22 protein-coding genes, 1 tRNA gene and 1 pseudogene are annotated in these 25157 nt (G+C 68.4%); 14 read left to right on the forward strand and 10 right to left on the reverse strand.

Annotated features, from left to right (window positions below):
• Positions 1 to 12: 12 nt before the first annotated feature.
• The 3 genes from AB0B64_RS27565 to AB0B64_RS27575 form a co-directional block, all read right to left on the reverse strand.
• A complete protein-coding gene (locus AB0B64_RS27565; RefSeq protein ID WP_358180603.1) occupies positions 13 to 1059 on the reverse strand; it encodes a 2-oxoacid:ferredoxin oxidoreductase subunit beta in 1047 nt (348 codons plus the stop codon).
• On the reverse strand, positions 1052 to 2896 hold the full coding sequence (locus AB0B64_RS27570; protein ID WP_357954874.1) for a 2-oxoacid:acceptor oxidoreductase subunit alpha: 1845 nt from the start codon (positions 2894 to 2896) through the stop codon (positions 1052 to 1054). The genes AB0B64_RS27565 and AB0B64_RS27570 overlap by 8 nt, the downstream gene beginning before the upstream one ends.
• A gap of 245 nt (positions 2897 to 3141) precedes the next feature.
• Positions 3142 to 4626 carry a polysaccharide deacetylase family protein gene (locus tag AB0B64_RS27575; RefSeq protein WP_357954876.1) on the reverse strand — a complete coding sequence of 495 codons (1485 nt, stop codon included), beginning with the start codon at positions 4624 to 4626 and terminating at the stop codon, positions 3142 to 3144.
• Between the two features lie 85 nt (positions 4627 to 4711).
• Between AB0B64_RS27575 and ndhC the strand changes: the two genes are divergently transcribed.
• The 5 genes from ndhC to AB0B64_RS27600 all read left to right on the forward strand — a co-directional run bounded on the left by ndhC (position 4712) and on the right by AB0B64_RS27600 (position 8345).
• Positions 4712 to 5083 (forward strand): NADH-quinone oxidoreductase subunit A, encoded by a 372-nt coding sequence (gene ndhC, locus AB0B64_RS27580; protein WP_357954877.1) that lies wholly within the window; start codon positions 4712 to 4714, stop codon positions 5081 to 5083.
• A 130-nt stretch (positions 5084 to 5213) separates the two neighbouring features.
• Entirely contained in the window at positions 5214 to 5681 is a 468-nt protein-coding gene (locus tag AB0B64_RS27585) for an NADH-quinone oxidoreductase subunit B family protein (protein ID WP_357955010.1), read from the forward strand.
• Positions 5678 to 6211 (forward strand): NADH-quinone oxidoreductase subunit C, encoded by a 534-nt coding sequence (locus AB0B64_RS27590; protein ID WP_358180606.1) that lies wholly within the window; start codon positions 5678 to 5680, stop codon positions 6209 to 6211. The genes AB0B64_RS27585 and AB0B64_RS27590 overlap by 4 nt, the downstream gene beginning before the upstream one ends.
• Positions 6204 to 7145, forward strand: a complete 942-nt coding sequence (locus tag AB0B64_RS27595) for a complex I subunit 1 family protein (protein WP_357954881.1) — start codon at positions 6204 to 6206, stop codon at positions 7143 to 7145. The genes AB0B64_RS27590 and AB0B64_RS27595 overlap by 8 nt, the downstream gene beginning before the upstream one ends.
• Positions 7146 to 7376: 231 nt before the next feature.
• Positions 7377 to 8345, forward strand: a complete 969-nt coding sequence (locus AB0B64_RS27600) for a hypothetical protein (protein WP_357954883.1) — start codon at positions 7377 to 7379, stop codon at positions 8343 to 8345.
• 100 nt (positions 8346 to 8445) lie between these two features.
• Here the strand turns inward: AB0B64_RS27600 and AB0B64_RS27605 are convergent, their stop codons facing one another.
• The gene (locus AB0B64_RS27605) at positions 8446 to 9645 is read right to left on the reverse strand and encodes a protein kinase (RefSeq protein WP_358180609.1); all 1200 of its coding nucleotides are present in this window, start codon (positions 9643 to 9645) and stop codon (positions 8446 to 8448) included.
• A gap of 208 nt (positions 9646 to 9853) precedes the next feature.
• Here AB0B64_RS27605 and AB0B64_RS27610 point away from each other — a divergent pair, with 208 nt between their 5' ends.
• From AB0B64_RS27610 to htpX, 7 genes and pseudogenes are all read left to right on the forward strand, one after another.
• The gene (locus AB0B64_RS27610) at positions 9854 to 10705 is read left to right on the forward strand and encodes a 4Fe-4S binding protein (RefSeq protein ID WP_358180612.1); all 852 of its coding nucleotides are present in this window, start codon (positions 9854 to 9856) and stop codon (positions 10703 to 10705) included.
• Positions 10702 to 11265, forward strand: coding sequence for an NADH-quinone oxidoreductase subunit J (locus AB0B64_RS27615; RefSeq protein WP_357954888.1), 564 nt, complete (start codon positions 10702 to 10704; stop codon positions 11263 to 11265). Before AB0B64_RS27610 ends, AB0B64_RS27615 begins: the two co-directional genes overlap by 4 nt.
• Positions 11265 to 11549: pseudogene (gene nuoK / locus AB0B64_RS27620) on the forward strand (NADH-quinone oxidoreductase subunit NuoK); the annotation flags it as partial. The gene AB0B64_RS27615 and the pseudogene nuoK, both read left to right, overlap by 1 nt.
• Positions 11550 to 11824: 275 nt before the next feature.
• Positions 11825 to 13732, forward strand: a complete 1908-nt coding sequence (locus AB0B64_RS27625) for an NADH-quinone oxidoreductase subunit L (RefSeq protein ID WP_358180615.1) — start codon at positions 11825 to 11827, stop codon at positions 13730 to 13732.
• Positions 13729 to 15495: an NADH-quinone oxidoreductase subunit M gene (locus AB0B64_RS27630; protein ID WP_358180617.1), complete on the forward strand. Its 1767-nt coding sequence runs from the start codon at positions 13729 to 13731 to the stop codon at positions 15493 to 15495. The genes AB0B64_RS27625 and AB0B64_RS27630 overlap by 4 nt, the downstream gene beginning before the upstream one ends.
• A complete protein-coding gene (locus AB0B64_RS27635; protein ID WP_358180620.1) occupies positions 15492 to 17129 on the forward strand; it encodes an NADH-quinone oxidoreductase subunit N in 1638 nt (545 codons plus the stop codon). The genes AB0B64_RS27630 and AB0B64_RS27635 overlap by 4 nt, the downstream gene beginning before the upstream one ends.
• A gap of 270 nt (positions 17130 to 17399) precedes the next feature.
• Positions 17400 to 18251 (forward strand): zinc metalloprotease HtpX, encoded by an 852-nt coding sequence (htpX, locus tag AB0B64_RS27640; RefSeq protein ID WP_357954895.1) that lies wholly within the window; start codon positions 17400 to 17402, stop codon positions 18249 to 18251.
• 91 nt (positions 18252 to 18342) lie between these two features.
• Here the strand turns inward: htpX and AB0B64_RS27645 are convergent, their stop codons facing one another.
• Genes AB0B64_RS27645 through AB0B64_RS27660 form a run of 4 tightly spaced genes read right to left on the reverse strand, consistent with a single transcriptional unit; the run spans position 18343 to position 20882 of the window.
• Entirely contained in the window at positions 18343 to 18552 is a 210-nt protein-coding gene (locus tag AB0B64_RS27645) for a ferredoxin (RefSeq protein WP_357955012.1), read from the reverse strand.
• 13 nt (positions 18553 to 18565) lie between these two features.
• Positions 18566 to 19768, reverse strand: a complete 1203-nt coding sequence (locus AB0B64_RS27650; protein WP_357954897.1) for a cytochrome P450 — start codon at positions 19766 to 19768, stop codon at positions 18566 to 18568.
• Positions 19769 to 19822: 54 nt separating this feature from the next.
• Positions 19823 to 20287, reverse strand: a complete 465-nt coding sequence (locus tag AB0B64_RS27655; RefSeq protein WP_358180623.1) for an NUDIX domain-containing protein — start codon at positions 20285 to 20287, stop codon at positions 19823 to 19825.
• A gap of 49 nt (positions 20288 to 20336) precedes the next feature.
• Positions 20337 to 20882, reverse strand: a complete 546-nt coding sequence (locus AB0B64_RS27660) for a helix-turn-helix domain-containing protein (RefSeq protein ID WP_358180626.1) — start codon at positions 20880 to 20882, stop codon at positions 20337 to 20339.
• Positions 20883 to 20942: 60 nt separating this feature from the next.
• Here AB0B64_RS27660 and AB0B64_RS27665 point away from each other — a divergent pair, with 60 nt between their 5' ends.
• On the forward strand, positions 20943 to 22232 hold the full coding sequence (locus AB0B64_RS27665; RefSeq protein ID WP_358180693.1) for an alpha/beta fold hydrolase: 1290 nt from the start codon (positions 20943 to 20945) through the stop codon (positions 22230 to 22232).
• Between the two features lie 447 nt (positions 22233 to 22679).
• On the opposite strand, the gene AB0B64_RS27670 is transcribed toward AB0B64_RS27665, so the two are convergent.
• Complete coding sequence (locus AB0B64_RS27670) at positions 22680 to 23504, reverse strand: glycerophosphodiester phosphodiesterase family protein (protein WP_358180629.1); 825 nt, start codon at positions 23502 to 23504, stop codon at positions 22680 to 22682.
• Positions 23505 to 23836: 332 nt separating this feature from the next.
• On the reverse strand, positions 23837 to 24334 hold the full coding sequence (locus AB0B64_RS27675) for a YajQ family cyclic di-GMP-binding protein (RefSeq protein WP_357954907.1): 498 nt from the start codon (positions 24332 to 24334) through the stop codon (positions 23837 to 23839).
• A gap of 647 nt (positions 24335 to 24981) precedes the next feature.
• Here AB0B64_RS27675 and AB0B64_RS27680 point away from each other — a divergent pair.
• Positions 24982 to 25063 (forward strand) — tRNA-Tyr (locus tag AB0B64_RS27680).
• The last annotated feature ends 94 nt before the right edge of the window (positions 25064 to 25157 follow it).

Raw genomic sequence — 25157 nt, forward strand, 5'->3', positions numbered from 1 at the left:
TACCCCACGGTTTCAGCCGATGCGCCAGGTGTCTCCACCCATGAGCAGATCGCTGAGGTCGCCGGCGCCCTTCTGCGCCACGGCCTCCTCCATCTGCTCGGCCATCAGCACGTCGTACGCGGGCCGGTCGATCGAGCGGAAGATGCCGATCGGCACGTGCTCGAACGCGGGCTCGTCCAGCCGTGACAGCGCGAAGGCCAGCGACGAGTCGGGGTGGTGCGCGTCGTGCACCAGGATCTGGTCGGCGCTCACCGAGGCGCGGTCGGCCACCTCGATGCCGCCGTTGGCCGCCCTGACGACCGCCTTCGACGCCGACACGATCGGCTGCCCGTGCTCCAGCCGCAGCGTGATGTCGTCGCGGATCTCCGGATCCTTGAGCTGCTCGAAGGCGTTGTCGTTGAAGATGTTGCAGTTCTGGTAGATCTCCACCAGCGAGGTGCCGCGGTGGGCGGTGGCCTCGCGCAGCACCGACTGCAGGTGCTTGCGGTCGGAGTCGATCGTCCTGGCCACGAACGACGCCTCGGCGCCGATGGCCAGCGAGATCGGGTTGAACGGCTTGTCCAGCGAGCCCATCGGCGTCGACTTGGTGATCTTGCCGACTTCCGAGGTGGGGGAGTACTGGCCCTTGGTCAGACCGTAGATCCTGTTGTTGAACAGCAGGATGTTGAGGTTGACGTTGCGGCGCAGCGCGTGGATCAGGTGGTTGCCGCCGATCGACAGCGCGTCGCCGTCACCCGTGATCACCCACACCGACAGGTCGGGCCGGCTCGCGGCGAGCCCGGTCGCGATCGCCGGCGCGCGGCCGTGGATCGAGTGGAAGCCGTAGGTGTTGAGGTAGTACGGGAAGCGGGAGGAGCAGCCGATCCCGGAGACGAACACGATGTTCTCGCGCTTGAGCCCGAGCTCCGGCAGGAAGCTCTGCACGGCGGCCAGGATCGCGTAGTCACCGCAACCGGGGCACCAGCGCACCTCCTGGTCGGACTTGAAGTCCTTCAGGCCCTGCTTGGTGTCCGTCTTGGGGACGAGCGAGAGGCCCTTCCCATTGATCAGCTCAGTCACTGTCGATCACGTCCTGGATGACTCCGGCCAGCTCCTCGGCCTTGAACGGAAGCCCGCGCACACGGTTGTAGCTGATGATGTCGACGAGGTAGCGCGCCCGCAGCAGCAGCGCGAGCTGGCCCAGGTTGATCTCGGGCAGCAGCACCTTGTCGTAGCTCTTGAGCACCTCGCCGGTGTTGGCGGGCAGGGGGTTGAGGTGGCGCAGGTGCGCCTGCGCGACCTTGCCGCCGCTCTTCCTGATGCGGCGTACGGCCGCCGCGATCGGGCCGTAGGTCGAGCCCCAGCCCAGCACCAGCACCTTGGCGTCGCCGTCGGCGTCGTCGACCTCAAGGTCGGGCACGTCGACGCCGGCGATCTTGGCGGCCCGGGTCCTGACCATCAGGTCGTGGTTGTTCGGGTCGTAGCTGATGTTGCCTGTGCCGTCGGCCTTCTCGATGCCGCCGATCCGGTGCTCCAGGCCCGGCGTGCCGGGGATGGCCCACGGGCGGGCGAGCGTGTCGGTGTCGCGCTTGAACGGCAGGAACTCGCCGTCATCACCGTTGGGCGCCGTGGTGAATTCCTGGGAGATGTCGGGTAGTTCGGACACCTCCGGCAGGCGCCACGGCTCGGAGCCGTTGGCCAGGTAGCCGTCCGACAGCAGCATGACCGGGGTGCGGTATTTGACCGCGATCCTGGCCGCCTCGATGGCGGCGTCGAAGCAGTCGCTCGGCGACATCGGCGCCACGATCGGCAGCGGAGACTCGCCGTTGCGGCCGAACATGGCCATCAGCAGGTCGGTCTGCTCGGTCTTGGTCGGCATGCCGGTGCTCGGACCGGCCCGCTGTACGTCGACGATGAGCAGCGGCAGCTCCGTGGTGACCGCGAGGCCGACGGTCTCGGCCTTCAGCGCCACACCGGGCCCCGACGTCGTGGTCACGCCCAGCGCGCCGCCGAACGCCGCGCCCAGCGCCGCGCCGACACCCGCGATCTCGTCCTCCGCCTGGAAGGTGCGGACGCCGAACCGCTTGTGCTTGGACAGCTCGTGCAGGATGTCGCTGGCCGGCGTGATCGGGTAGGAGCCGAGGAACAGCGGCAGCTTCGACTGCACGCTCGCGGCGATGAGGCCGTAGGCCAGGGCCTGGTTGCCCGAGATATTGCGGTAGACACCGGGCGCCAGCTGGGCCGGCTTCACCTCATAGGAGACCGAGAACGCCTCGGTGGTCTCGCCGTAGTTCCAGCCCGCCTGGAAGGCCGCGATGTTGGCCTTGGCGATCTCCGGCTTCTTGGCGAACTTCTGCTCCAGGAACTTGACCGTGTGCTCGGTCGGCCGGTGGTACAGCCACGAGAGCAGGCCCAGCGCGAACATGTTCTTCGAACGCTCGGCGTCCTTCTTGGACAGGTCGAAGCCTTCGAGCGCCTTGACCGTCAGCGAGGTCAGTGCCACCGCGTGGACGCGCCACTCGCTGAGCGAGTCGTCCTCCAGCGGGTTGGCCGCGTAGCCGACCTTCTGCAGGTTGCGCTTGGTGAACTCGTCGATGTTGGCGATGATGTCGGCGCCACGGGGCAGGTCGCCCAGGTTGGCCTTGAGCGCCGCCGGGTTCATCGCGACGAGCACGTTGGGGGCGTCACCCGGCGTCAGGATGTCGTGGTCGGCGAAGTGCAGCTGAAAGCTCGACACACCGGGGAGGGTGCCTGCGGGGGCGCGGATCTCGGCGGGGAAGTTGGGCAGCGTCGACAGGTCGTTGCCGAACTCCGCGGTGCCCGCGGTGAAGCGGTCGCCCGTGAGCTGCATGCCGTCACCGGAGTCGCCGGCGAATCGGATGATCACGCGGTCGAGTTGCTGGACCTGCTTCGTCACAGCTCAGTCCTCCTCGACGCGCCGGTGGCTGTGGGCGCGTTCTCAGTTTCCATGCTAGATCCTCGCGAGGTTCAACACGTTTCCTCGCCACATAATGCGGGTAAACGCGGAGGCAATCAGGGGCTACCGGAGAACCACTAGGGGTGACACAGGCCGCCGGCGATTGTGCACAGGTCTACGTGCAGCCGTGCGAAGAGGACTGTTCGGGTCACGAGCGCCAACTATACGTCCCCCCAAGGCGTGGACTACGTCTGGGGGCGCTCTGGCGTGCTCGCCGACCCCGGCCGGTATAGGCGTCCTGCCTGCGTCCCCGCTGTTCCATACAACTCTGGAACGGTGACGAGGGTGTAACCCTTCCCGCGCAATCTTTTGACGATGTCCGGGACCGCGTCCACGATCGTCTTGTTGACGTTGTGCATGAGCACGATGCTCCCGGCCCGCACCCGGCGGGTCACCCGGTCGGTGATCGTCTTGGCGTCGTCCACGCGCCCGTCGCCCGCGTCGACGTCCCAGCCGACGATGGCCAGGCCCATCTCTCCCGCCACGTCCGTGACGTCCTCGTTCACCGTTCCGTAGGGCGCGCGCATCAGCGTGGGGCGCTCGCCGATGGTGGTCGTTATGGCGTCCTGGGTACGGCCGAGCGAATCGGCGATCTTGCTGGTCGGCAGCTGCGACAGGTCCCGGTGCGCCCAGGTGTGGTTGGCCACCAGGTGCCCCTCGGCACTCATCCTGCGCACCAGGTCCGGCCGGGCGGCGGCGTTGATGCCGATGATGAAGAAGGTGGCTCGCGCCTTCGCCTTGAGCAGCAAGTCGAGCAGCCGGGGCGTGGCGGGTCCTGGACCGTCGTCGAAGGTCAGCGCGACACACTTGGTCTCGGCGCAGTCGACCGAGCCCGCCTGGTTGCTGGCGGCCTCCGGGCTGGGCGTCGGGACCGTCTTCGGCACGGTCGCGGACGTCTGCTCGGCGGCCGTCCGTACGGCATGCTGAGCGGCCCGTCCGGTCGGCGAAAGCAGGGGCTCCACCTGCCGCGCGGGTACGGCCACGGCCACGCGGCCGAGGGAACATGGCCCGACCTGGCAGTCGTCGAACTCCACCACCAGGTCCCCGTCATGGTTGAAGGCCATCGAGTCGAACTGCTCGCCGGTCAGCTCGTGGGCGGTCGTCGGGGTGCCGCGCTTGGCGAGCTGGCTCCTGACCAGGCGCGTGAGGTCGTACAGCGCGCTCTGCGCGGCGAGCAGGCCCGTCGAGCCGGTCGCCTGGCCGGTCTTGCGGTCGTACCAGAGGGTCCGGGTGGAGTTGCTCCAGCCGTCGCCGAGGGACTCGCCGGTGCGCAGCCGTACCCCGACGATCTCGCCGGAGGCGGCGGTGAGCTGCCAGTCCATGTTCAGCTCAGGGCGGGGGCGTGGCGCGTCGAACCTGGTGGCCTTGCGGAAGCCGCGCAGCACCCGCTCGGCCTCGCCGCGCAGGGCCGCGTTGAGGCGGGGGGCGTCCGGCAGTTGGGGGTAGGTGATGTGCACATAGCGACCCGCGTTCTCGCCCTCGTCGCCGCCCAGGTTTCTGGTCCCCAGACCGTCCACGGTCGCCGGGTCAACGAAGTCGATCATGGTCGGCTCCGCGGGGACCATGACGTCGTGCTCGTGCTCAGGCTCGGGGGAGGCGGTTGCCAGCCCACCACCTGCCGCGGAGAGGACTAGCAGCGCGATTCCTCCGAAGAATCGCTTTTTGTGCATGGCCGACAGGCTATGGGGGAGATCGCGTGGTTTACCCCGTTTTGGGGTGATAGGGACGGAGCTTTGACTGGGTTACGATCAGGACATGGACGGCTACTTCGGGTCCTACGTGCTGGTCGCCGCGCTGCTGCTGATCGGCGTGGCCATCGTGGCCGGGGCCCTCCTGGCCAACCGCCTCCTGCGCCCGACCAGGCCGACGGCCGAGAAGCTGACCACGTACGAGTGCGGCGTCGACCCCGTCGGCGACGGCTGGGCCCAGTCGCAGGTGCGCTACTACGTCTTCACCTACCTGTACGTGGTCTTCGCCGTGGACGCCGTCTTTCTCTTCCCGTGGGCCACGGTCTTCGACGCGCCGGGATACGGGCTGACGACGCTCGTGGAGATGTTCGTCTTCCTGGGGTTCATCGCGCTCGGCATCCTCTATGCCTGGCGGAAGCGCGTACTCGCCTGGACTTAGGTTGTTTTTCGGTCGATCAACCGGGGACTCTCTACTCCTGGGGGAGATCGCGAGGGACAATGGTCGTATGGCAGCCACGGATCTCCCGATGCCCACAGTGGGGCCGATCTCGCGCTTGGCGCCCAAGCCGATGCGCTTCGTGCTCAACTGGGGGCGGCGATATTCGCTGTGGGTGTTCAACTTCGGGCTCGCCTGCTGCGCGATCGAGTTCATCGCGACCTCGATGAGCCGGCACGATTTCATCCGGTTCGGGGTGATCCCTTTCGCCAACGGGCCGCGCCAGGCCGACCTGATGATCGTCTCGGGCACCGTCACCGACAAGATGGCTCCCGCTGTGAAGCGTCTCTATGAGCAGATGCCCGATCCGAAGTACGTGATCTCGTTTGGTGCCTGCTCCAACACCGGCGGGCCCTATTGGGACTCCTACTGCGTCACCAATGGTGTCGACCAGATCATTCCCGTGGACGTCTATGTGCCCGGGTGCCCGCCCAGGCCGGAGGCGCTGCTGCACGGGATCATGAAGCTGCAGGAGAAGATCGCGGCGGAGCGGCTCAGCGACCGCTACGTGTGGTCCCGCTCGCACGAGGGAGAATTGTGACCCTGGAAGAGCGGTTCGGTGAGCGGGTCTCGGTCTCCACCTCCTTCGGCGAGACCACCGTCGACGTCGCCACGGCGGACTGGATCGAGGTCCTGACCTTCCTCAGGGACTCCGGCCACACCTTCTTCGACTGGCTGACCGGGGTCGACGATCCGCCCGACGGGTTCTTCGTGGTCGCCCACGTCTACGACCCCGACTCGTGCGAGCGCGTGCTCGTCCGCACCCGGGTGCCGCGCGCCGACCCGCGCCTGCCCTCGGCCGTGGGCGTCTACCGGGGTGCCAACTGGCACGAGCGCGAGACGTACGAGATGTTCGGGGTGCTCTTCGACGGCCACCCCTACCTGGTGCCGCTGCTGCTGCCCGACGGCTTCGAGGGGCATCCGCTGCGCAAGGACTTCATCCTCGCCGCCCGGGTGGCCAGGCCCTGGCCGGGAGCCAAGGAGCCGGGCGAATCGGGGCACGGCTCGCCGAGCCGGCGCAAGACGCTACCGCCCGGCGTACCCGCCGACTGGGGGACACCCGATGCTTGACGTGGTGCTGCGCTTCGCCGCCATTCTCGTCGTGTTCCTCGTGCTGCCGCTGATCGTCGGGCAGACCGAGCACAAGGTCATGGCGCATATGCAGTCGCGCCTCGGGCCGATGTACGCGGGCGGCTTCCACGGCTGGGCGCAGCTCATCGCCGACGGGGTGAAGTTCGCACAGAAGGAGGACGTCATCCCGGCCGCGGCCGACCGGCGCATCTTCATGATCGCCCCGGGCGTCGCGCTGGTGCCGTACCTGCTCGTACTGATCGCCATTCCCGTCGACCAGGGCCTCGTCGGCGTGGACCTCGACCTCGGGCTGTTCTTCGTACTCGCGGTGATGGGCATCGGGGTGCTCGGCTCGATCATGGCGGGGTGGGCGTCGGCCAACAAATACTCGGTGCTCGGCGGCATGCGGGCGGCCGCCCAGCTCATGTCGTACGAGCTGCCGCTGGTGCTGGCGGCCTCCTCGGTCGCGATGGCGGCGGGCACGCTGTCCATCCCGGGGATCGTGTCGGCGTGGCAGTGGTGGTGGCTGCCGTGGCAGGCCATCGGCGGCGTGGTGTTCTTCCTGGCCGGCCTGGCCGAGCTGCGCCGCCCGCCCTTCGACATGCCGATCGCCGAGTCCGAGATCATCATGGGCCCGATGACCGAATACACCGGGATGCGGTTCGCCCTGTTCATGCTCTCGGAGTATGTGGGGATCGTCGTGCTGTCGTTCCTGACCGCAGTGCTGTTTTTGGGCGGCTGGCACGGGCCGTTGCTGGCCGGGTGGGTGTGGACGCTGGTCAAGGTCTTCGTGCTGGCCTTTTTGGTGATTTGGCTGCGGGTGAGCTTTCCCCGGCTGCGCGAGGACCAACTGCAGAAGCTGGCCTGGGTGGTGCTGGTGCCGCTGGCGCTGGCGCAACTGGCGCTGACGGGTGTGGTGAAGGTCCTCACTTAGTGGAGTGGTGTCCATGGAGGTTCGCCGGGCATCGTCCTTCCGCTTCTCGAAGCGGTGTCCTTCTATCAGGCCTCTGCTCACGACGGTCGTGTGACGAAACACCCGGGGACCATTGTGGTCGCCGGATTAGTCGTTTGGGGCCGTCACGTGGGCGTTTCCCGTGCTCGAAACTTTACCTCCGACTTATCCGTCTTATGTGAATAGGGGGCTAGGGGGAGGACGACGATCGTCATGGACGTTCAGCTTCGACCGGTAGCGGGGGCGCATCCCGGAGCACGCTGTCCCAAGACCGCCATCTCGTGGGACGGTGACGCACTGGCGGTCACCGACGCCGCATCCGGCCAATCCTTACAGCTGAGGCCTGCGACGCTCTACTGCTACAGCTACGACCAGGCGTTCCTCGTGTCGTCCAAAAAGTCTAAGACCCACGCGGTCCAGGGCTTGGCCGCGCTCGACGAAGACGGCCTGGTGCTCCTCGACCTGCCGGGCGAATGGTACTTCCCACACTTGACCGACTTCGTGGTGAGGACCGGCATCCCGCTGGTCGACGCCCGCCACCACCCCTCGGAGCGGGTACGCGCCGTGCTCGCCGCCCGCGCCCCCGGCTGGCGTCGCCTCCACGGCCAGCCTCCACCAGCGCTGCTCAGGTACCGCAAACCGGTGAGCATCGGCGTCGGCGTCGCCGGACTGGCCGCGATGGTGTACCTCGCGTCGACCGGCATGTGGATGGCCTGGCGCGGCATCTCGGCGGTCGGCCGGATGCTCTTGGACGTCGTGGAGGCCAAGTGGCTGGCGGTGGGCTTCAGCCCCCTACTGCTCGTCGTACGTCCGGTGTCGGCTCGCATTCAGCGCTGGCGTGCTGATCGTGGCCTGATCCTCGGCTCCGGCACGGGGGCGTACATCAGTGTTACGCCATACGAGAAGCTGGAGATCCACCAGGGTAAAGCTCAGCTGCCGAAGATACGGATCGGTGAGGGGCTGGCGGACGCGGTGAGCTTGCTGCTCTACCACTACGACGGTTTGTCAGGCCTTGTAATCCTGAATAAGCGGGAAGACGCTGTGCACCATCTCCCAGGGTCATGGCTGCCCGACGCGGCCAATCGTTTCGCGCGCCGGCACGGGCTGAGGCTGGCTGTGCATGCGGTGTCGCGTGAGGAGTACATCGCCCTGACCCTCAACTCCCGGGACGCGACACCCTGATCATGTCGGCGGCCCATGCCTCACATGCCCCGGAAGTCGTCTTCGCCCGCTCGGCCCTGTTCGTCCCTGGTGGAGGCGGGTCAGGCCCAGGCGGATCGGGTCAGTGAACGATGGCCAGCATCACGTCGGACGCGGATGGCCGGTCGTCGGGGCTCTTGTGGAGGCAGGCGCCCGCGATGGCGCGGAGGGCGGGCGGTAACGGCGACAGGTCCGGATGGAAGGTGAGCACCCGGTTGAACACCGCGGGCACCGTGTCCTCCCCGAACGCCGGCCGTCCCGTCGCCGCGAACATCATCGTCACAGCCCAGCTGAACACGTCGGACGGCGGCCCCACCGGTGCCCCCGACAGTTGCTCGGGCGACATGTAAGGCGGGGTGCCGACCATCTTGCCCGAGGTGACCGTCATCTGGTCGAGCGCCCGCGCGATCCCGAAGTCGATCACTCGCGGTCCGTCCGATCCGATCAGTACGTTGCTCGGCTTGAAATCGCGGTGGACAACCCCCGCCTTGTGGATGGCGGCGAGTGCCCCGGCTGTGGATAACGCCAGCCGCGTAAGGCTGTCCTCGTCGCGCGGGCCGTACTTGCGTACGAGATGTTCGAGCGACGGACCCTCGACGTATTCGCTGACGATGTAGGCGTGCTGACCCGTGATGCTGACGTCGAGCACCCGGGCCGTGGAGAACGTCGCCACCCGCCGCGCCGCGTCCACCTCCCTGGCGAACCTGGCCCGCGCCACCTCGTCCACGAGGTCGTGCAGGACCTTGACCGCGACGCGTACGCCGTTGGGCGCCATCGCCAGATAGACCGCGCCCTGCCCGCCCCGCCCGAGCGGCTGGAGCACCCGGTAGTGCCCGATCCACTCGGGCTCGTGCGGTCGGCGCTGGTGGCTCGGGGCGGTGGTGCGCTGGTGCAGATCGAAGGGCGGGGGAGTGTTCCGGTGCAGGTGGGGAGGCTGGTAGACAGGTCTGTTGAGGCGGGCCCTGACCATCTTGGGTACGAGGATGCCCGAGTGGATGACCCCGCCCAGCCAGCTGATCACCAGCCCGAACGAGACCAACCCCGACAGCGGGTCAGGGATCTCGTCGAACTCCGCGTAGCTCATGGCCGCCAGCAAGAACGAGCCGATGCAGATGGCATAGAAGCCCGCCGCGACGACGTGCCACGTGCTCCGCAGCCAGTAGGCCGCGAACCCGATCGTGAACGGCGTCGCCAGCCCACACGTCAGCAGCGGCAGCACCGCCCACACGATGGCCGCCGCCCACGCTCCGCCGCTGGGACGAGGCGGCTGGCTGTACGACATGGCGGGAAGACTATCGCGCAGGACTTTCACATATCGGGTGTGGACACATCTTGTGGATAACCTCCGGTCTGCCTGTGGATAGCTGTGGAAAACTTGGGGACAACGGGCCTGGAGCGTTCACCTGCGCGGTCAAGTGCGACATGATGTTGATATGGCGCGGATACCGGGAGTCGGCCTCGCGAAGGGCCTATCGGTCACTCTTCGTCACATGCTGCGCAAATCCGTGACCCAGCAGTATCCCGAGGTCAAGCCCGCCCTCCCGCCGCGCAGCCGTGGCGTCATCGCCCTGGTCGAGGAGAACTGCACCTCCTGCATGCTCTGCGCGCGCGAGTGCCCCGACTGGTGCATCTACATCGACTCGCACAAGGAGACCCTCCCGGCCCCTGAGGGTGGACGTCCCCGCCAGCGGAACGTACTCGACCGGTTCGCCATCGACTTCGCCCTGTGCATGTACTGCGGGATCTGCATCGAGGTGTGCCCGTTCGACGCGCTGTTCTGGTCGCCCGAGTTCGAGTACGCCGAGGGTGACATTCGGAACCTTCTGCACGAGAAGGATCGGCTCGCGACCTGGGCACCCACGGTTCCGCCTCCTCCTGCCCACGACCCTGGCGCCGAGCCGCCGAAGGAACTCACCGCTGCCCGCCGCCCGGCCCGTGACCCGTCCGCCGCCCGCCCTGGCACGGCGGGCCCGGCCGCGGACCGCACCGATAAAGCTTCTGGCCCCGCATCTGGCGTAGGTTCTGGCCCCGCATCCGGAGCGGCTTCTGGCGCTGCTTCCAGTACCGCTGCTTCCAGTACCGCATCCGGACCTGCCGCCGATACCGCCTCCGGACCGGCTCCCGGCGCTGAATCCGGCGTCGAATCCGGCCCGTCATCCACAGGTCGGCCATCTGCCGAAGAGTTTTCCACAGGCACGGGCCAACCGTCGTCGCCGCCCGGCCGCGGGGAGCAGACTTCTGGCACGAGCCGACGCGGGCGCAGGATGGCCGATCCTCGATCCATCCGCCCGCCCGGGCGGCTCGACCCTGAAAAGACAAGGGAGTCCGAGGAGGATTCGTGACCGAGGCGGTGCCCTCCTATCTGTCACCCACCGGGCAAGAGATCGTCTTCTTGCTGCTGGGTGCGGTGGCGGTCGGATCCGCGCTGCTCGTCGTCACGACCAGGCAACTGGTCCACGCCGCCCTCTGGCTGGTCGTCTCGTTCGGCGCCCTCGCCGGCGGCTATCTGGTGCTGACCGCCGAGTTCGTGGCCTGGGTCCAGGTGCTCATCTATGTGGGCGCGGTGGTGGTCCTGCTGCTGTTCGGGATCATGCTGACCCGTGCTCCGATCGGCCGCTCCGCCGATCTCGACAGCGGCAACCGGTGGGTGGCGGCCGTGGTGGCGGTGGCGACGGCGGCCGTCCTGGTCACCGTGGTGATCGACGGCTTCCGTACGGCGTACACACCGCTGAAACCCGGCGCCGGCGCGGCGAAGGAACTGGGCGCCAGCGTGTTCAGCACGTGGGTGCTGCCTTTCGAGGCGCTCTCGGTGCTGTTGCTGGCCGCGCTGATCGGTGCCATCGTGCTGTCCCGCACGGATATACCCGGGGGTCCGCCACCTGAGCAGACCGGGGGTTCTTAGTGCACATCGTCTACCCGGCGGTCGTCTCCGCGCTTCTGTTCTCCGTCGGCGTCTACGGGGTGCTCGCCCGGCGCAACACGATCCTCGTGCTGATGTCGGTCGAGCTGATGCTCAACGCCGTCAACCTCAACCTGGTCGCGTTCGACGTGTGGTTGGGCGATCGATTGCACAGCGGCCAGGTGCTCACGCTGTTCATCATCGTGATCGCCGCCGCCGAGGTCGGGCTGGGGCTCGCGATCGTGCTGTCCCTCTACCGCAACCGCCGTACGGTCGACATCGACCAGCTCCGCGACCTGTCCGAACCCGGCACGTCGGACACCCCGGCGGACCCGGGGGGTAGGTCGGGCGACCAAGCAGACTCCGGCATGCCGGGCGATCCCGCAGATCCCAGCACGTCGGATGACCCGCCGACACGTCGGCTGGGTGAGCCCGCGGTGGCGGAGGACCCGACCACGACGCGGGAGAACGCGGTGACGGGGGATCCGACCACGACACCAGAGCCTGCGGCGGCGGGGGACTCGGCCACGAAAGCCGAGCCCGCCAAGCGAGGGGGCGCGTCGTGACGGTCTTCCCGCTGCTGGCCGTCGTCCTGCCGTTCGTCGCGGCCTTCGCCGGCCTGCTGCTGTCGCGCTGGCCGCGCCGGCGCCCGGAAAGCAGACCGGGTTCAGGGGCCTCAGCGGCCAACACGCGGGCGGCGTGGATCGCGGTGCTGCCCACGGCCGCCGCCGCGGTCTTGGCGCTCTGGCTGGCCTGGGCACCCGGCTTCGCCTTCCTCGAAGGCGCGACGCCGGGTCCGGCCGTCGGCCGCACCTACGGCACCATCGGCACCGGCGCCGTCCCGATCTCGCTGACCCTCCAGGCCGACGACCTGTCCGCCATCCTCGGCGTCCTGGTGACCCTCGTGGCGCTGGCCGTACAGGTCTATTCGGTCGGCTACCTCCACGACGACCCGCGCTATCCCTCCTACAGCGCCTTCATCAGCCTGTTCACCAGCGCGATGCTGCTGGTCGTCTACGCCGGCGACCTCCTCGTCCTCTACGTGGGCTGGGAGATCATGGGCCTGTGCTCCTACCTGCTCATCGGCCACTGGTGGGAGGACAAGAGCAACTCGCGGGCGGCCATCAAGGCGTTCCTGGTCACCCGGCTCGGCGACGTCGGCTTCCTGTTCGGCATCTTCGTGCTCGGTGGCGCCGCGGGCAGCTTCCGGATATCGGAGGTGCTGGCGAAGGTGCCCGAGATGTCCACGGGCACGCTGGTGACCGCCACCATGCTGCTGCTGGCCGGGGTGGCGGGCAAGAGCGCACAGGTTCCGCTGCACACCTGGCTGCCTGACGCGATGGCGGGCCCGACCCCCATCAGCGCGCTGATCCACGCCGCCACCATGGTGGCCGCCGGGATCTTCATCGTGGCGCGGCTCTTCCCCGCGTTCCAGGGCGCCCGTCCCACGCTCGACGTGCTGGCCGTCATGGCCGCCCTCGGCATGCTGGGCGCCGCCCTGGCCGCGCTCGCCCAGGACGACCTGAAACGCGTGCTCGCCTACTCGACGATCAGCCAGCTGTCCTATATGGCCGGTGGGCTGGCGGTGGGCTCCGACAGCGCGGCGATCTTCCACCTCCTCACGCACGGCGCGTTCAAGGCGCTGCTGTTCCTGTGCGCCGGCGCGGTCATCCACCACGTCGGCTCCAACCTGATGAGTCAGATGGGCGGCCTGAGACGGGCGCTGCCGGTCACGTTCGTCACGATGACGATCGGGTTCGCCGCCCTCGCGGGGCTGCCTCCGGCCAGCGGCTTCTTCAGCAAGGACGAGCTCCTGCTGGCCATGGACCGCGCGCTGTCGAGTGGCGGCCTGACGGATGCCGCCGCCCTGCTGCTGTACGGCTGCGCGCTCGCGACCGTCGCCGTCACCGGGGCGTACGCGACCAGAGCCTGGCTACGCACCTTCTTCGGCGAGGCGAGAGTCGTGGCGCTCCCCGAGCCCGAGCCCGGCACGGCCCACGTGATCGACATCCGCGAGGCGCCGCGGACGATGCTCGTGCCCATCGTGCTCCTCTCGGTTCCCGCCGTGCTTCTCGGGTTCGCCGGTGGGCTTCATGTGGAGCTCGGCGTGGCGGCCGTCAGCGTCGTGCTCGCGCTGCTCGGCGGCGGGGTGGTGTACGCGTTCTGGCGCAGCGACCCCCTCGCCGACCCGGCCCGGCTGCTCGGCCCCCTGCGCGTGCCGTGCGAGCGGGCGTTCTACGTGGACGGCGTCTACGCCGCCCTGTTCGTCCGGCCTGTCCTGGCGCTGGCCAGGCTCGTGGTCAGGACGGACGACGTGGTCGTGGACGGGGCGGTGCGCGGCTCGGGGCGGTCCGCGCGAGGGCTGTCCGGGCTGCTGCGGCTCGCCCAGAACGGCAACGTCCAGCTCTATGTGAGCGGCGTGCTCGCCGGGGTCCTCCTGATCGTAGTGGGGGCGGTGGTGTTCACATGATGAGCTGGCTCCCTGTGGTGCTGCTGGCGGTGCCGCTGCTCGGCGCGTTGCTCCTGCTGGTGTCGCCCAGCGTGTTGCGTCCCTGGCTGCGGGTCTACGGGCTGGTCGTGTCGGGTGTCGCGCTGGTGCTGGCCGTGATGATGGTGGCGACGTTCGACTACGGGCAGGCGGCGCGGCCGCAGTTCGCCGTCGACCGGGAATGGATCTCCGGGCTGGGGCTCCACTTCCACCTTGCCGTCGACGGCATCTCGTTGCCGCTGATCGCGCTGACCGCCCTCCTGACGTTCCTCTGCTTCGTCTACCTGAGCTGGGGAGACGCGCGCGGCCCCGGCCAGCTGCTGCGACCGAGAGCCGGGGGTGGGCGGCCGCGGGCGCTGGTGTTCACGCTGCTCGTGCTCGAAGTCGGCATGATCGGTACGTTCCTCGCGCTCGACCTGCTGCTGTTCTTCGTGTTCTTCGAGATCGTGCTGATCCCGATGTACTTCCTGATCGCCATCTGGGGCGGCAAGGGTCGCCGGGGCGCGTCGATCAAGTTCATCCTCTACACGCTGCTCGGCTCGGTCGTGATGCTGCTCGGCCTGCTGCTCGTCTGGGCGCGCACCGGCACGCTCGACATCGTCGCCCTCGGCCAGGCACACGGCGCGGGCATGCCCAGAGCCGTGCAGATCCTCGCGTTCGTGGCGATCGGCGTCGGGCTGGCGGTCAAGACGCCCATGTGGCCGCTGCACACCTGGCTCCCCGACGCGCACACCGAAGCGCCCACCGTCGGCTCGGTGCTGCTGGCCGGCGTGCTACTGAAGATGGGCACGTACGGCTTCGCCAGGATCGCCATCCCCGTCCTGCCCGAAGGGGCGGCGGCGGTGGCGCCGTGGCTGGGGGCGTTCGCCGTCGTCGGCATCGTCTACGGTGCCCTGGCCTGCCTCGCGCAGCGCGATCTCAAGCGCATGATCGCCTACTCCTCCGTGGGCCACATGGGCTTCGTCCTGCTGGGCTTCGCCACGCTGACCACCGTGGGCATCAACGGCGCCCTGTTCGCGAACGTCGCCCACGGCCTCATCACCGGCCTGCTGTTCTTCCTCGCCGGCGCGATCAAGGAGCGCTACGGCACGGCCGACATGCGCGCACTCGGCGGCGGCATGCTGGCCACACTTCCCCACCTGGGGTCGGTGCTGACCTTCGCGGCCATCGCCTCGCTCGGGGTGCCGGGTCTGGCCGGGTTCTGGGGGGAGATGCTGTCCCTCTTCGGCGCCTTCCAGCCGGCGGGCGGGTTGCCTCGGGGGCTGTTCCTGACGTTCATGGTGATCGGCGGGCTGGGCGCGGTGCTGACGGCGGCGTACTTCCTCGTCATGCTGTCCCGGGTGACACACGGGCGCCCCGAACGCGCCCAGGCGGTCCCGGCCGCCGCCCCCTCGGGCGCTTCTGGCGTGGGCGGCCGACCATCCGACGCGTCTGCGTGGCCGGACAGCGAGCGGTCTGGGTGGGCGGGTGAGTCGCCCGACAGTGAGCAGGCTGCGTGGCCGGGCGAGTTGCCGGACAGTGAGCAGGCTGCATGGGCAGGCGAGTCGCCGGATAGTAAGCGGGTCGCGGGGGCGATCAAGGGCGAGGGTGGCGTCGGCGGGCGGGTGTCGCGGGACATCCAGGGGTACGAGTTCGCCGCCTGGGTGCCGTTGATCGTGCTGATCCTGCTGTTCGGGCTCTGGCCGAAACTGCTCCTCTCGCTCACCACACCTGCCGTACAGACCCTGCTGGGGGCCCTGTCATGATCCAGCAGATCGACTACTCGGTCATCGCGGTGCCCCTGGTCCTCGCGCTGGTGGCCGGGCTCGTGCTGATGCTCGACGCGTTCCTCCCCGGCGGGGGACGTACCAGGACCGGGCTCGGTCTGGTCAGTCTGGCGGGCGTCGTCGTCGCCCTGGGGTTCGTCGTGGCGCAGGCCGTACGAGGTGACGGCGCACGGGCGACCTTCTGCGTTCCCGACAGCCTCGCCACCGCGGCGGGCCCCGGAAGTGAGCCGGCGTGCTCGTTCGTGGTCGACCGGTTCACGCTGATCTTCGCCGGGCTGGTGCTGGTCGCGGGCGTCGTGGTCGTGCTGATGTCGATGACCCAGCTGGCCGGGGGCGGCATTCCGGCGGGTGAGTGGTATTTCCTGCTGCTCTGTACGCTGGTCGGCGCGGTGACCCTGCCCGCCTCGCGTGACCTGATCATGCTGGTGGTGGCACTGGAGCTGGTCTCGCTGCCGGTCTTCGCCCTCACCGCGCTCAAACGCTACGACGGGCGCTCCTCCGAGGCGGCGGTCAAGCTCTTCCTGGTCTCGGTCGTGTCGACGGCCGTGATGCTGTTCGGGGTCTCGCTGCTGTACGGGATCGCGGGGACGGTCTACCTCTCCCGTCTCGCCTCGGTGTTCAGCGGGAAGGCCCCCGCGCCGGGTGTGGGTGCGCAGGAGACATACTCGTCGCTGCTAGCGGCCGGTCACGGGCTACCGGGCGTGGTCACGGTCGGGCTGGTGCTCGTCGTGGCGGGCTTCGCGTTCAAGATCGCTGTGGTGCCGTTCCACGCCTGGGCGGCGGACGTCTACCAGGGCGCGCCGATCCCGGTCGCCGCGCTGCTCTCGGTGATCTCGAAGGCGGCCGGGTTCGCGGGCCTGATCCTCGTTCTGGTCACGGCGCTGCCCGGCCAGGCGTCGACCTGGTCGCCCATCATCGCGGTCGTCGCGGCGCTCACCATGACGGTCGGCAACCTCCTGGCCATGCGCCAACGCTCCGCCGTACGTCTGCTTGCCTGGTCCTCGGTCGCCCAGTCGGGCTACATCCTGGCCCCGCTCGCGGTGACGGCCCAGACCGGGGCGATGACCGCCGCCTCTAGCCTTACCGTCGGTGCGGGTGCGGCGGGTGCGGCTGGCACTGCCGGTGATGTCGCCGGGGCGATCGGGGCATCCGTGGCGTACCTCGTCATCTACGCGGCCATGAACCTGGGCGCCTTCGCGGTCGTCATGCTGATGTCGCGGACGACCGCGCGCAACGAGCTGGACGACTACCGTGGCCTCGCCTTCCGCAGTCCGGTGGCGGCGATCGCGCTGGCGTTCTGCCTGATCTGCCTGGCCGGTCTGCCACCGGGGCTGGCGGGGCTGTTCGCCAAGGTGGTGGTGTTCCGGGAGATCATCGAGGGTGGGGCCGGGTGGCTCGCGGTGGTCATGGCCGTCAACACCGTGATCGGTCTGTACTACTACGTGGTCTGGACGGCCCGGCTGTTCACCCCGGCCGAACCCGCGCCCTCCGGGGTTCGCAGGGCGCTTCCCGCCGCCTGGGTGGCCGTCGGGATCGCTGTGGTGGTGGCGCTGCTGTTCTCGGTCGCACCGCAGCTGGTGCTGGGGATGACGTCGCTGTCCGCCTCCGGGTGAGCCAGCGGATGGGGCGCATCTCCCTCCGGAAGAGCAGGCGGACGGGGCGTAGTTCCGATGCGCTGAGCCAGCGGATGGGGCGTGGTTCTGACGCGCTGAGCCAGCGGATAGGGCGCATCCCCCTTCGGAAGAGTTGGCGGATGGGGGGCGGTTCCGACCCTCTGAGCTGGCGGTTCGGTCGTGCTGTGCCCTGCGGCGGGCACCACAGGGAACGATGAACCGGGGGATCGTCGTTGGACCAGGTGAACCCACACCGCGAAGGGGGGAACCTTGCACCACAACGGTCTGCGCACCGCCATTCTGCTGGGCGGCCTATCTGCGTTGATACTCGCGGTGGGAGGGTGGCTGGGCGGCGGCACCGGACTGCAGCTCGCGTTCGTGCTCGCCATGGCGAGCAGCGGTATCGCCTACTTCTTCTCCGACCGGATCGCCCTGTCGGCGATGCGGGCGCGGCAGGTCAGCGAAGTCGAGCAGCCGATGCTCTACCGGATCGTACGGGAGCTCTCCAACGAAGCCCGGCAGCCGATGCCGCGCCTGTACATCTCGCCCACCGTGCAGCCGAACGCCTTCGCGACCGGCCGGAGCCCGCGCCAGGCGGCGGTCTGCGTGACGTACGGGCTCACGCAGCTGCTCAACCCGGACGAGATGCGCGGAGTCCTTGGCCACGAGCTGTCCCATGTGTACAACCGAGACATCCTGGTCTCGTCGGTAGCCGGCGCGCTGGCCACGATGATCACTTGGCTCAGCTACGTGGCCGTGTTCTTCGGCGGGTCCGATGACGATGAGGGGCCCGGGTTCGTGGGGGCGCTGCTCATGATGGTTCTCGGACCGGTGGCGGCGGGGATGGTGCAGATGGCGATCTCCAGGACGCGGGAGTTCCAGGCGGACGAGTCCGGCGCTCGGCTGACGGGCGATCCGCTGGCGCTGGCTTCGGCGCTGCGCAAGATCGAGATGGGCGCGCGCCGACTGCCGCTGCCGGAGAACAGCCGCCTCACCTCGGCTTCCCACATGATGATCGCCAACCCGTTCAGCGGGTCCGGGTTCGGGCGGCTGTTCTCCACCCACCCGCCCACTTCCGAGCGGGTCGCCCGGTTGGAGCGCATGGCGGGCTACCGCCGCTAATCCGCCGCACCGAGGGCTAATCCGCCACACCGATGGCTCGTACAGCTGGGCGGACCACAGGGACTCGTACAGCTGGACGGCAGGGGTGTGACTACGCCGTCACGTCGGACTCGGACAGTTGGATCGCGGCGGCCGGGCACACGCTCGCCGCCTCCCGTACGGCCCGATGCAGGCGCGCATCCGGCGTGTCGTCGAGCAGCAGCACGACCCCGTCATCCTCATCCTGGTCGAACACCTCCGGCGCGATCATCGCGCACTGCCCCGCTCCGCAGCACTTGTCCCGATCCACCGCCACCCTCATGATCATCCCCCGGTCACCACCTGACGGGCACCTGCTGAAGCCCGCCGATGAGCAGCCCTTCGCGGCGGGCCAGCTCCCGAGCGGGAACCGCCAGCTCCAGCGACGGCAGCCGCCGCAGCAGCACGGCCAGAACGGTCTGCAACTCGGTACGCGCCAGCGCCTGCCCCAAGCAGGAGTACGGCCCGACGCCGAAGGCCAGATGGACGTTGGGCGAGCGACCCAGGTCCATGTCGCCGGCCTGCGCGAAGGCGTCCTCGTCGTGGTTGGCCGAGGCCAGGCTGCAGACCACCGTGGTCCCGGCCGGCAGCGTCGTACCGGCGACCTCGACCTCCTCGGTGAGGTAGCGCGGCATCCCGAAACCAGGGTTCGCGTCGAAGCGCAGGATCTCCTCGACCGCCGAGCGGATGAGGGACGGGTCCGCCAGCAGGCGTTCCCACTGCCGCCGGTCGGCCAGGAGCATGGCCACCATTTTGCCGATCATGTTCGCGGTGGTCTCGTGCCCGGCGACCAGCAGGCCCTGGCAGGTGCCCAGGACGACGGCCTCCGTCATCAGGCCGTCCTCCTCGACGAGGGCCAGGAGGGCGCTGATCAGATCGTCGCCCGGCTCGGCCTTCTTGGCGGCGATGTGCGCCGTGAGGTAGTCGTTGAAGTCGGCCTGCGCGGCGTCGATCTCCTTCTGCTCGAACTTCGTCATGTTAAGGAGCGTGTCGGACCAGTACGGGAACCGGAAACGATCCTCATCGGGCACCCCGAGCAGGTCGCAGATCACCCATACCGGAAGCGGGAACCCCAGCCCGGAGACGAGATCGGCCGGCGCCCCCTGCTCCACCATCGCGTCGATCAACTGCTCGCTCATCGCCACCATCCGCGGCTGCATGGCCATGACGCGCTTGACCGTGAACGCCTTGCCGACCAGCCGCCGCCACTGCTGGTGCCCCTCGCCGACCGAGGTGGCCATGCCCGTCCTGCGCTTGGCGAACGATCCGCCGGAGGCGTCGGCGCTGACCCTGGCGGCGTCGGGAGCGTCCAGGTGCCGGGTGAACCGCGGGTCTGACAGCACCTGCTTGACGTCCTCGTAGCGAGTGAGCAGCGTCGCCTCATCGCCGCTGGCCAGCCGGACCCGGGCTACCGGGCAGCCCTCGCGCATGCTCGCCCATTCCTCAGGCGGCTCCAGAGCGGTGGGATTGCGGAACGGGTAATCGGGCGCGCCACTCACGGTGACCTCCTGATGGCCGATATGACCGCATTTAAAACAATTGCCTTATGGTCGTCAAGCAGCCGAGTTGATCTTGCGCAGGATGGTGGCGAGGTCCTCGGGGAAGAAGACCTCGTCAGTGGCCTCCAGTTCCTCGGGGCTCCACCAGCGGTGACCCAGCGTGGTGGCCTTCTCGATCTCCTCCATGTGCTCGTACGAGATGTCCGTGCCCTCGGCCACCCGGACCGCGAAGAACGTCTGGTCCTGGGTGACGGCGTACTCGGCGAAGAAGAACTCGATCGTGCTCGTGCCGTACGGACCGGTGAGCCGGTCGGCCCCGACCCGGATCCCGACCTCCTCATGCAGCTCGCGCAGAGCGGCCTCCTGGAGCGTCTCCCCGTCCTCGGCGGCGCCACCGATGGTGAACCAGAACGGCTCATCGGGCCGGGCGGGATCGAACCCGTGGAGCAGGAGCACCCTGCCTTGTTCGTCGATGGGCAGGGCACGGGCCGTGAACCGGCGCAGGGGGATTTTCGTCACGTCATTGGAGCCTATGCGGGCGTTCTCCGGCTTGCGGTGGGCCGGCGCTTCACTCGGAGTCGGCGGATGGCTGTTCGAGAGGGAAGAAGAGGGGGCTGAGCAGGTATTGCGCGCGGTCCGGCGTCGGCTGGTTGGCCAGCAGGGGCAGGAGTACGCGACGTAGCCCGTTGATCATCTCTTCCAGCTCGCCGCGGTTGAGCCAGATGGCGTGCTGCCGGTAGCCGACGAGATCCGCGACCGGGTCGGCGTTCTCGCGGTCGAGGTAGGCGTTGAACTCGGCGACCAGGACCGCCATCGAGGTGGCGAAGACGCGCCGGTGGTCGTCGGGCGACAGCGCCGCGAGCGCGTCGGCGTCGACGGTGACCCGGTCGAGGCGTAGGCGGTAGTGGCGTTCCACCGCGCCACGCACCCTCCTCTCGTCGGCCACCTCCAGGATTCCGCCGGACGCGAGCAGGTCGACGTGCCGATAGACCATGGCTTTCGAGACGTCGGGGATCCGGGCGCACAGCTGAGTGGTGGTGAGTGAGCGCCCGCCGCGCATCGCGTGCACGATCCGCAGTCGTACCGGATGTGCCAGTAGCTCCAAGGATTCCATCCGCACAACGATCTCATGCTGTGCTACCGTTCGCAAAACAGTAGAAAGGTTGGTGTCGTGATGATGGTGGAAATGGGCCCGGCGGCCGCCGCCACGGCGGTCGTCGAAATGGCGGAGAATGGGCACTTCGCGGACATCGAGCGGTTATTTGCCCCGCCGCTGCGAGCGGTGGTGTCCGCTGAGGCGCTGCGCGCCGAGTGGGAGGGCCTGATCTCCAGGATCGGGCCGATCTCGGCGTTGGGGACACCGGTGAGCGAGCCGGTCAAGGCGGGGCTGACCCGGGTGAGCGTGCCGGTGACGTGCGAGCGGGGCGGGTTGACGGTGGTCATGTCGGTCGACGAGACCGGCCTGCTGCAGGGTCTGCGGCTCGCGCCCCCGCTCACCGAGCAATGGACGCCGCCGCCGTACGCGCGTCGTAAGAGTTTCGACGAGCACGAGGTCACCGTGGGCTCCGACGCGCTGGCCGTACCCGGGACATTGAGCCTGCCGCGCGGGCGCGGCCCGTGGCCCGGCGTGGTGCTGCTCAGCGGCGGCGGACCGTTCGACCGGGACGAGACCAGCGGCCCCAACAAACCGCTCAAGGACCTGGCCTGGGGGCTGGCCAGTCGTGGCGTGGCGGTGCTGCGCTTCGACAAGGTGACCTACACCCACGCCGGTCAGTCCGACTTCACGATGACCGACGAGTACGTCCCGCACGCCGTCGCCGCCATCCACCTGCTGCAGCGCCACTCGAACGTGGATGCCGCCCGGGTGTACGTCGCCGGCCACAGCATGGGCGGCAAGGTAGCCCCGCGAGTCGCGGCCGCCGAGCCGTCCGTGGCCGGTCTGGTGCTGCTGGCCGGTGACGCCCAGCCGATGCACCAGGCCGCCGTGCGCGTCGTCAGTTACCTCGCCTCCTTGGACCCCGGCGCGCAGGCCGCCGCCGAGATGATCACGCGGCAGGCCGCGATGGTCGACAGCCCCGACCTGTCGCCCGACACGCCCGCCGCCGACCTGCCGTTCGGCTTTTCGGGGGCGTACTGGCTGGATCTGCGCGGCTATGACCCGGTGGCGACCGCGGCGGCGTTGAACAAGCCGATGCTCATCCTGCAGGGCGGCCGCGACTACCAGGTGACCGTCGCCGACGACCTCGCCCGCTGGCAAGCAGGCCTTGCCCACCGGGCGGACGTCACGATCCACGTCCACGACGCCGACAACCACCTGTTCTTCTCCGGCTCAGGCCCGTCCACTCCCGCGGAATACGAGTCGCCGCAGCACGTCGACGCGGCCGTCGTCGCCGACATCGCCGATTGGCTGGCACCTCGCGCTGACCACACCGACTCGACATTTGGACGAGGGGCACGGCAATGATCGAAGAAACCGCGGCGGATACTTCCTCCAAGACCGCTGAAGAACAGCTGAACTGGCTGCTGGGCGCGTCAGCCCGAGCTCCGCTGCCGGACAGTGAGATCCGTCAGCGCCTGGCGCCGGCCCTGCTGGACGCGAGCGGCGGGCCGGACGGACTCAACGCCGCGCTGGCCGGGGTGGGCAGGCTCGCGGTACCAGCCTCATGGTGTCCGACCCCACCACCGCACCCGACACGATGGACGTGGCGACCAAAGGCCAGTCCATCATCCGAGGCGCGTTCCACCTCCTGTCCCTGGCGCGGTGAACACCTCTCCCGCAGAGATCCCGTCATGCCCACCGCTCACCGCACGGATGCCGCTGCGCCGCATCGACCGCGTGTTCTTGGCCGCGGTGACGTGAACGAGCATGGTCATGGTGACGCCCCTGACGAGTCGGCCGGCCGATGACCAGTTATTGGCACTTCCCCTTGAGCCACGCGCTGAGCTGGGAGGTGTAGTCGGTCGCCACCCGCTTGGTCGACCGATCGAGCGCGGCCTGCCACGCGCTCTCGTTCAGCTTCCACGAGGGCGGCGGTTCCTCCCATTTGGTCACCTCCGGCCAGATGGGCCCGCCGGTCAGCACCCGCGCCAGGCCCGCGGCGGTGACGCGTCTCTTGAGCTCGGCCGCGATACCGGCATCATGGGAGTACAGGATGATCTCCTGCGACCCGTATCGCTCCTTGACCGGATCCAGGACTTCGGCCCACGCCCGCGACTTGATCGTGGCGTCGGCGCCGAGCAGGAACTGCCGCGTCTCGGGCTTGATCTCGACCAGCCCGATCATGCCGTCGGTCTTCATGGCGGCCAGCCACTCGCGGAAGGTGGAGACGGTCTCACCTTTGAAGATGCCCCGGTTGATCGTCCGCCCCTTGAGCGCGGTGTCGCCGGCGGCCCACCAGATGTCGGTGATGTTCTTCTTGGCGCCGCTCAGGCCCCAGGTGGAGGTGTTGTGCCACATGACGGCCTTCGTACCGTCTTTGGTGAGCTGCAGATCCGCCTCGACCCCTGCCGCACCCCAGCCCTTGTACTTCCGGATGGCGGTGGGGTTGTTGGGCTGGCGTACCTGATCCCGGTTCCAGGTGTCGGCGCCGTTGGCGCCGCTGGGGTAGCCGCCATGCCCGAATATCTGCGGACACGGCGGTAACGCGGCGCTCGCCTGGGCGGCGGGACTGCCCGCAGGAAGTACGGCGGCCAGCACACCCACAGCCAGACCGGCCACAACACGCGATAACGCCAAGACCCTCACCTTTCGCTCGCCCAATTACGCCAACCCTGGCATATCTGGATCACTGCGAGGCCTCGGATACGGCGCCCGGCGGCCTGGCGAGGCGGTGAGTCGGGCATCGAGCGTCGTCGGGGCCCGCCAGCACTGGTAGACCTCCACCACGTCACCAGGGCGCTTCAGCGCAGACCGTGCGGCTCACCCTCGCTCAGCACACATGTAGGGGCGGCGTTTATGGAGGGCGGAGGCCCGAGGCACAGGAGAAAACGCGTGCCCTTGTGGACAGCGCGCTCGCCGTGTGCCCCGGATATGCCCTGCGCGATCTCTGACGTACGGCGGGGCGCCCGCTACCGGTAGTTCACGAACTGCAGGGCGATGTCCAGATCCTTGCCCTTGAGCAGGGACATGACCTCCTGGAGATCGTCCTTCTTCTTCGAACTGACCCGAAGTTCCTCACCCTGGATCTGCGCCTTGACACCCTTGGGTCCCTCGTCGCGGATCAGCTTGGAAATCTTCTTGGCGTTCTCCTGGTCGATGCCCTCCTTGAGCGAGACCAGCATGCGATATTCCTTGCCGGACAGCTTGGGCTCGTCCGCGTCGATGATCTTCAGGGAGAGGCCTCGCTTGACCACCTTCTCCTTGAACACGTCGAGCGCGGCCCCGGCCCGCTCCTCGCTGTTGGCCTTGATCTCGATACTCTGCCCGGACCAGCTGATGCTGGCCCCGGTGCCCTTGAAGTCGAAGCGGTGTCCGATCTCCTTGACCGTCTGGTTCAGCGCGTTGTCGACCTCCTGGCGGTCGATCTTGCTGACGATGTCGAAAGATGAATCGGCCAAAACGCACATCCTCTCGCTGCGTAAGCATTAGGCGGTATCCGGTTCCAGATCTTGCGGACCTCGAAAACGCGCCCTCTGCGAACGCGGACCCCAGCGTACGAGCCTAGCCAGCATCGGCGCGTCGTGCAGGGCGCCGGGCCTTGATCCACGCGCCACACCGAAGGATCATCGGCGTCGCCTCCCGATTAGGGCGCTTTTCGATGGTGTTGGTGGGGATTGCGCGGGTGCCTGGGGCCGGCGCCGACTGTCACCTACTGACGCGCGAAGCTCATCCTCACCGTACGAGCCTCGGCAGCGCTGGTTGGCCAGCACGAACGCGACCACCTTCAAACAGGCGAACCGCATCGGGCCGGACCCTCCGCCTTCTCGAAACGCGTTTGCTCAGCTCAGAGACATCATTCCGGGTGATCGCCTGCTCGTCTTCAAGGTAGGCCAGAGCTAGCCCCGCTCTGCGACCTCCTCGGCGCCCTGGTGCTTGGCAAGCCGTCGCCGCAGGTCAAGGACGCGGGGCCGCTCAAAGGGACGGTTCGGTCGATGGTGGGGCGAATACCGTTTCGGTGGAGCAGGTAGGCGGGATCCGGCATGGGACAAACCGGTGTCACGTGTACCTCGGAAGTCCGCTATTCTTCTGATGTCGCCGCGAGAGCGGATGGCACGGCAGGTTGCCCGAGTGGCCAAAGGGAGCGGTCTGTAAAACCGTCGGCTCAGCCTACGCAAGTTCGAACCTTGCACCTGCCACACCAGCTTGAAGAGGCTCGTCACCAGCGGAAACGCGGTGACGGGCCTCTCGCTTTGTGTCCGGTCGTCTACGGCGATCACCGGTGTTCTATGG

Source organism: Nonomuraea sp. NPDC049129, from assembly GCF_040648495.1.
Lineage (GTDB): Bacteria > Actinomycetota > Actinomycetes > Streptosporangiales > Streptosporangiaceae > Nonomuraea.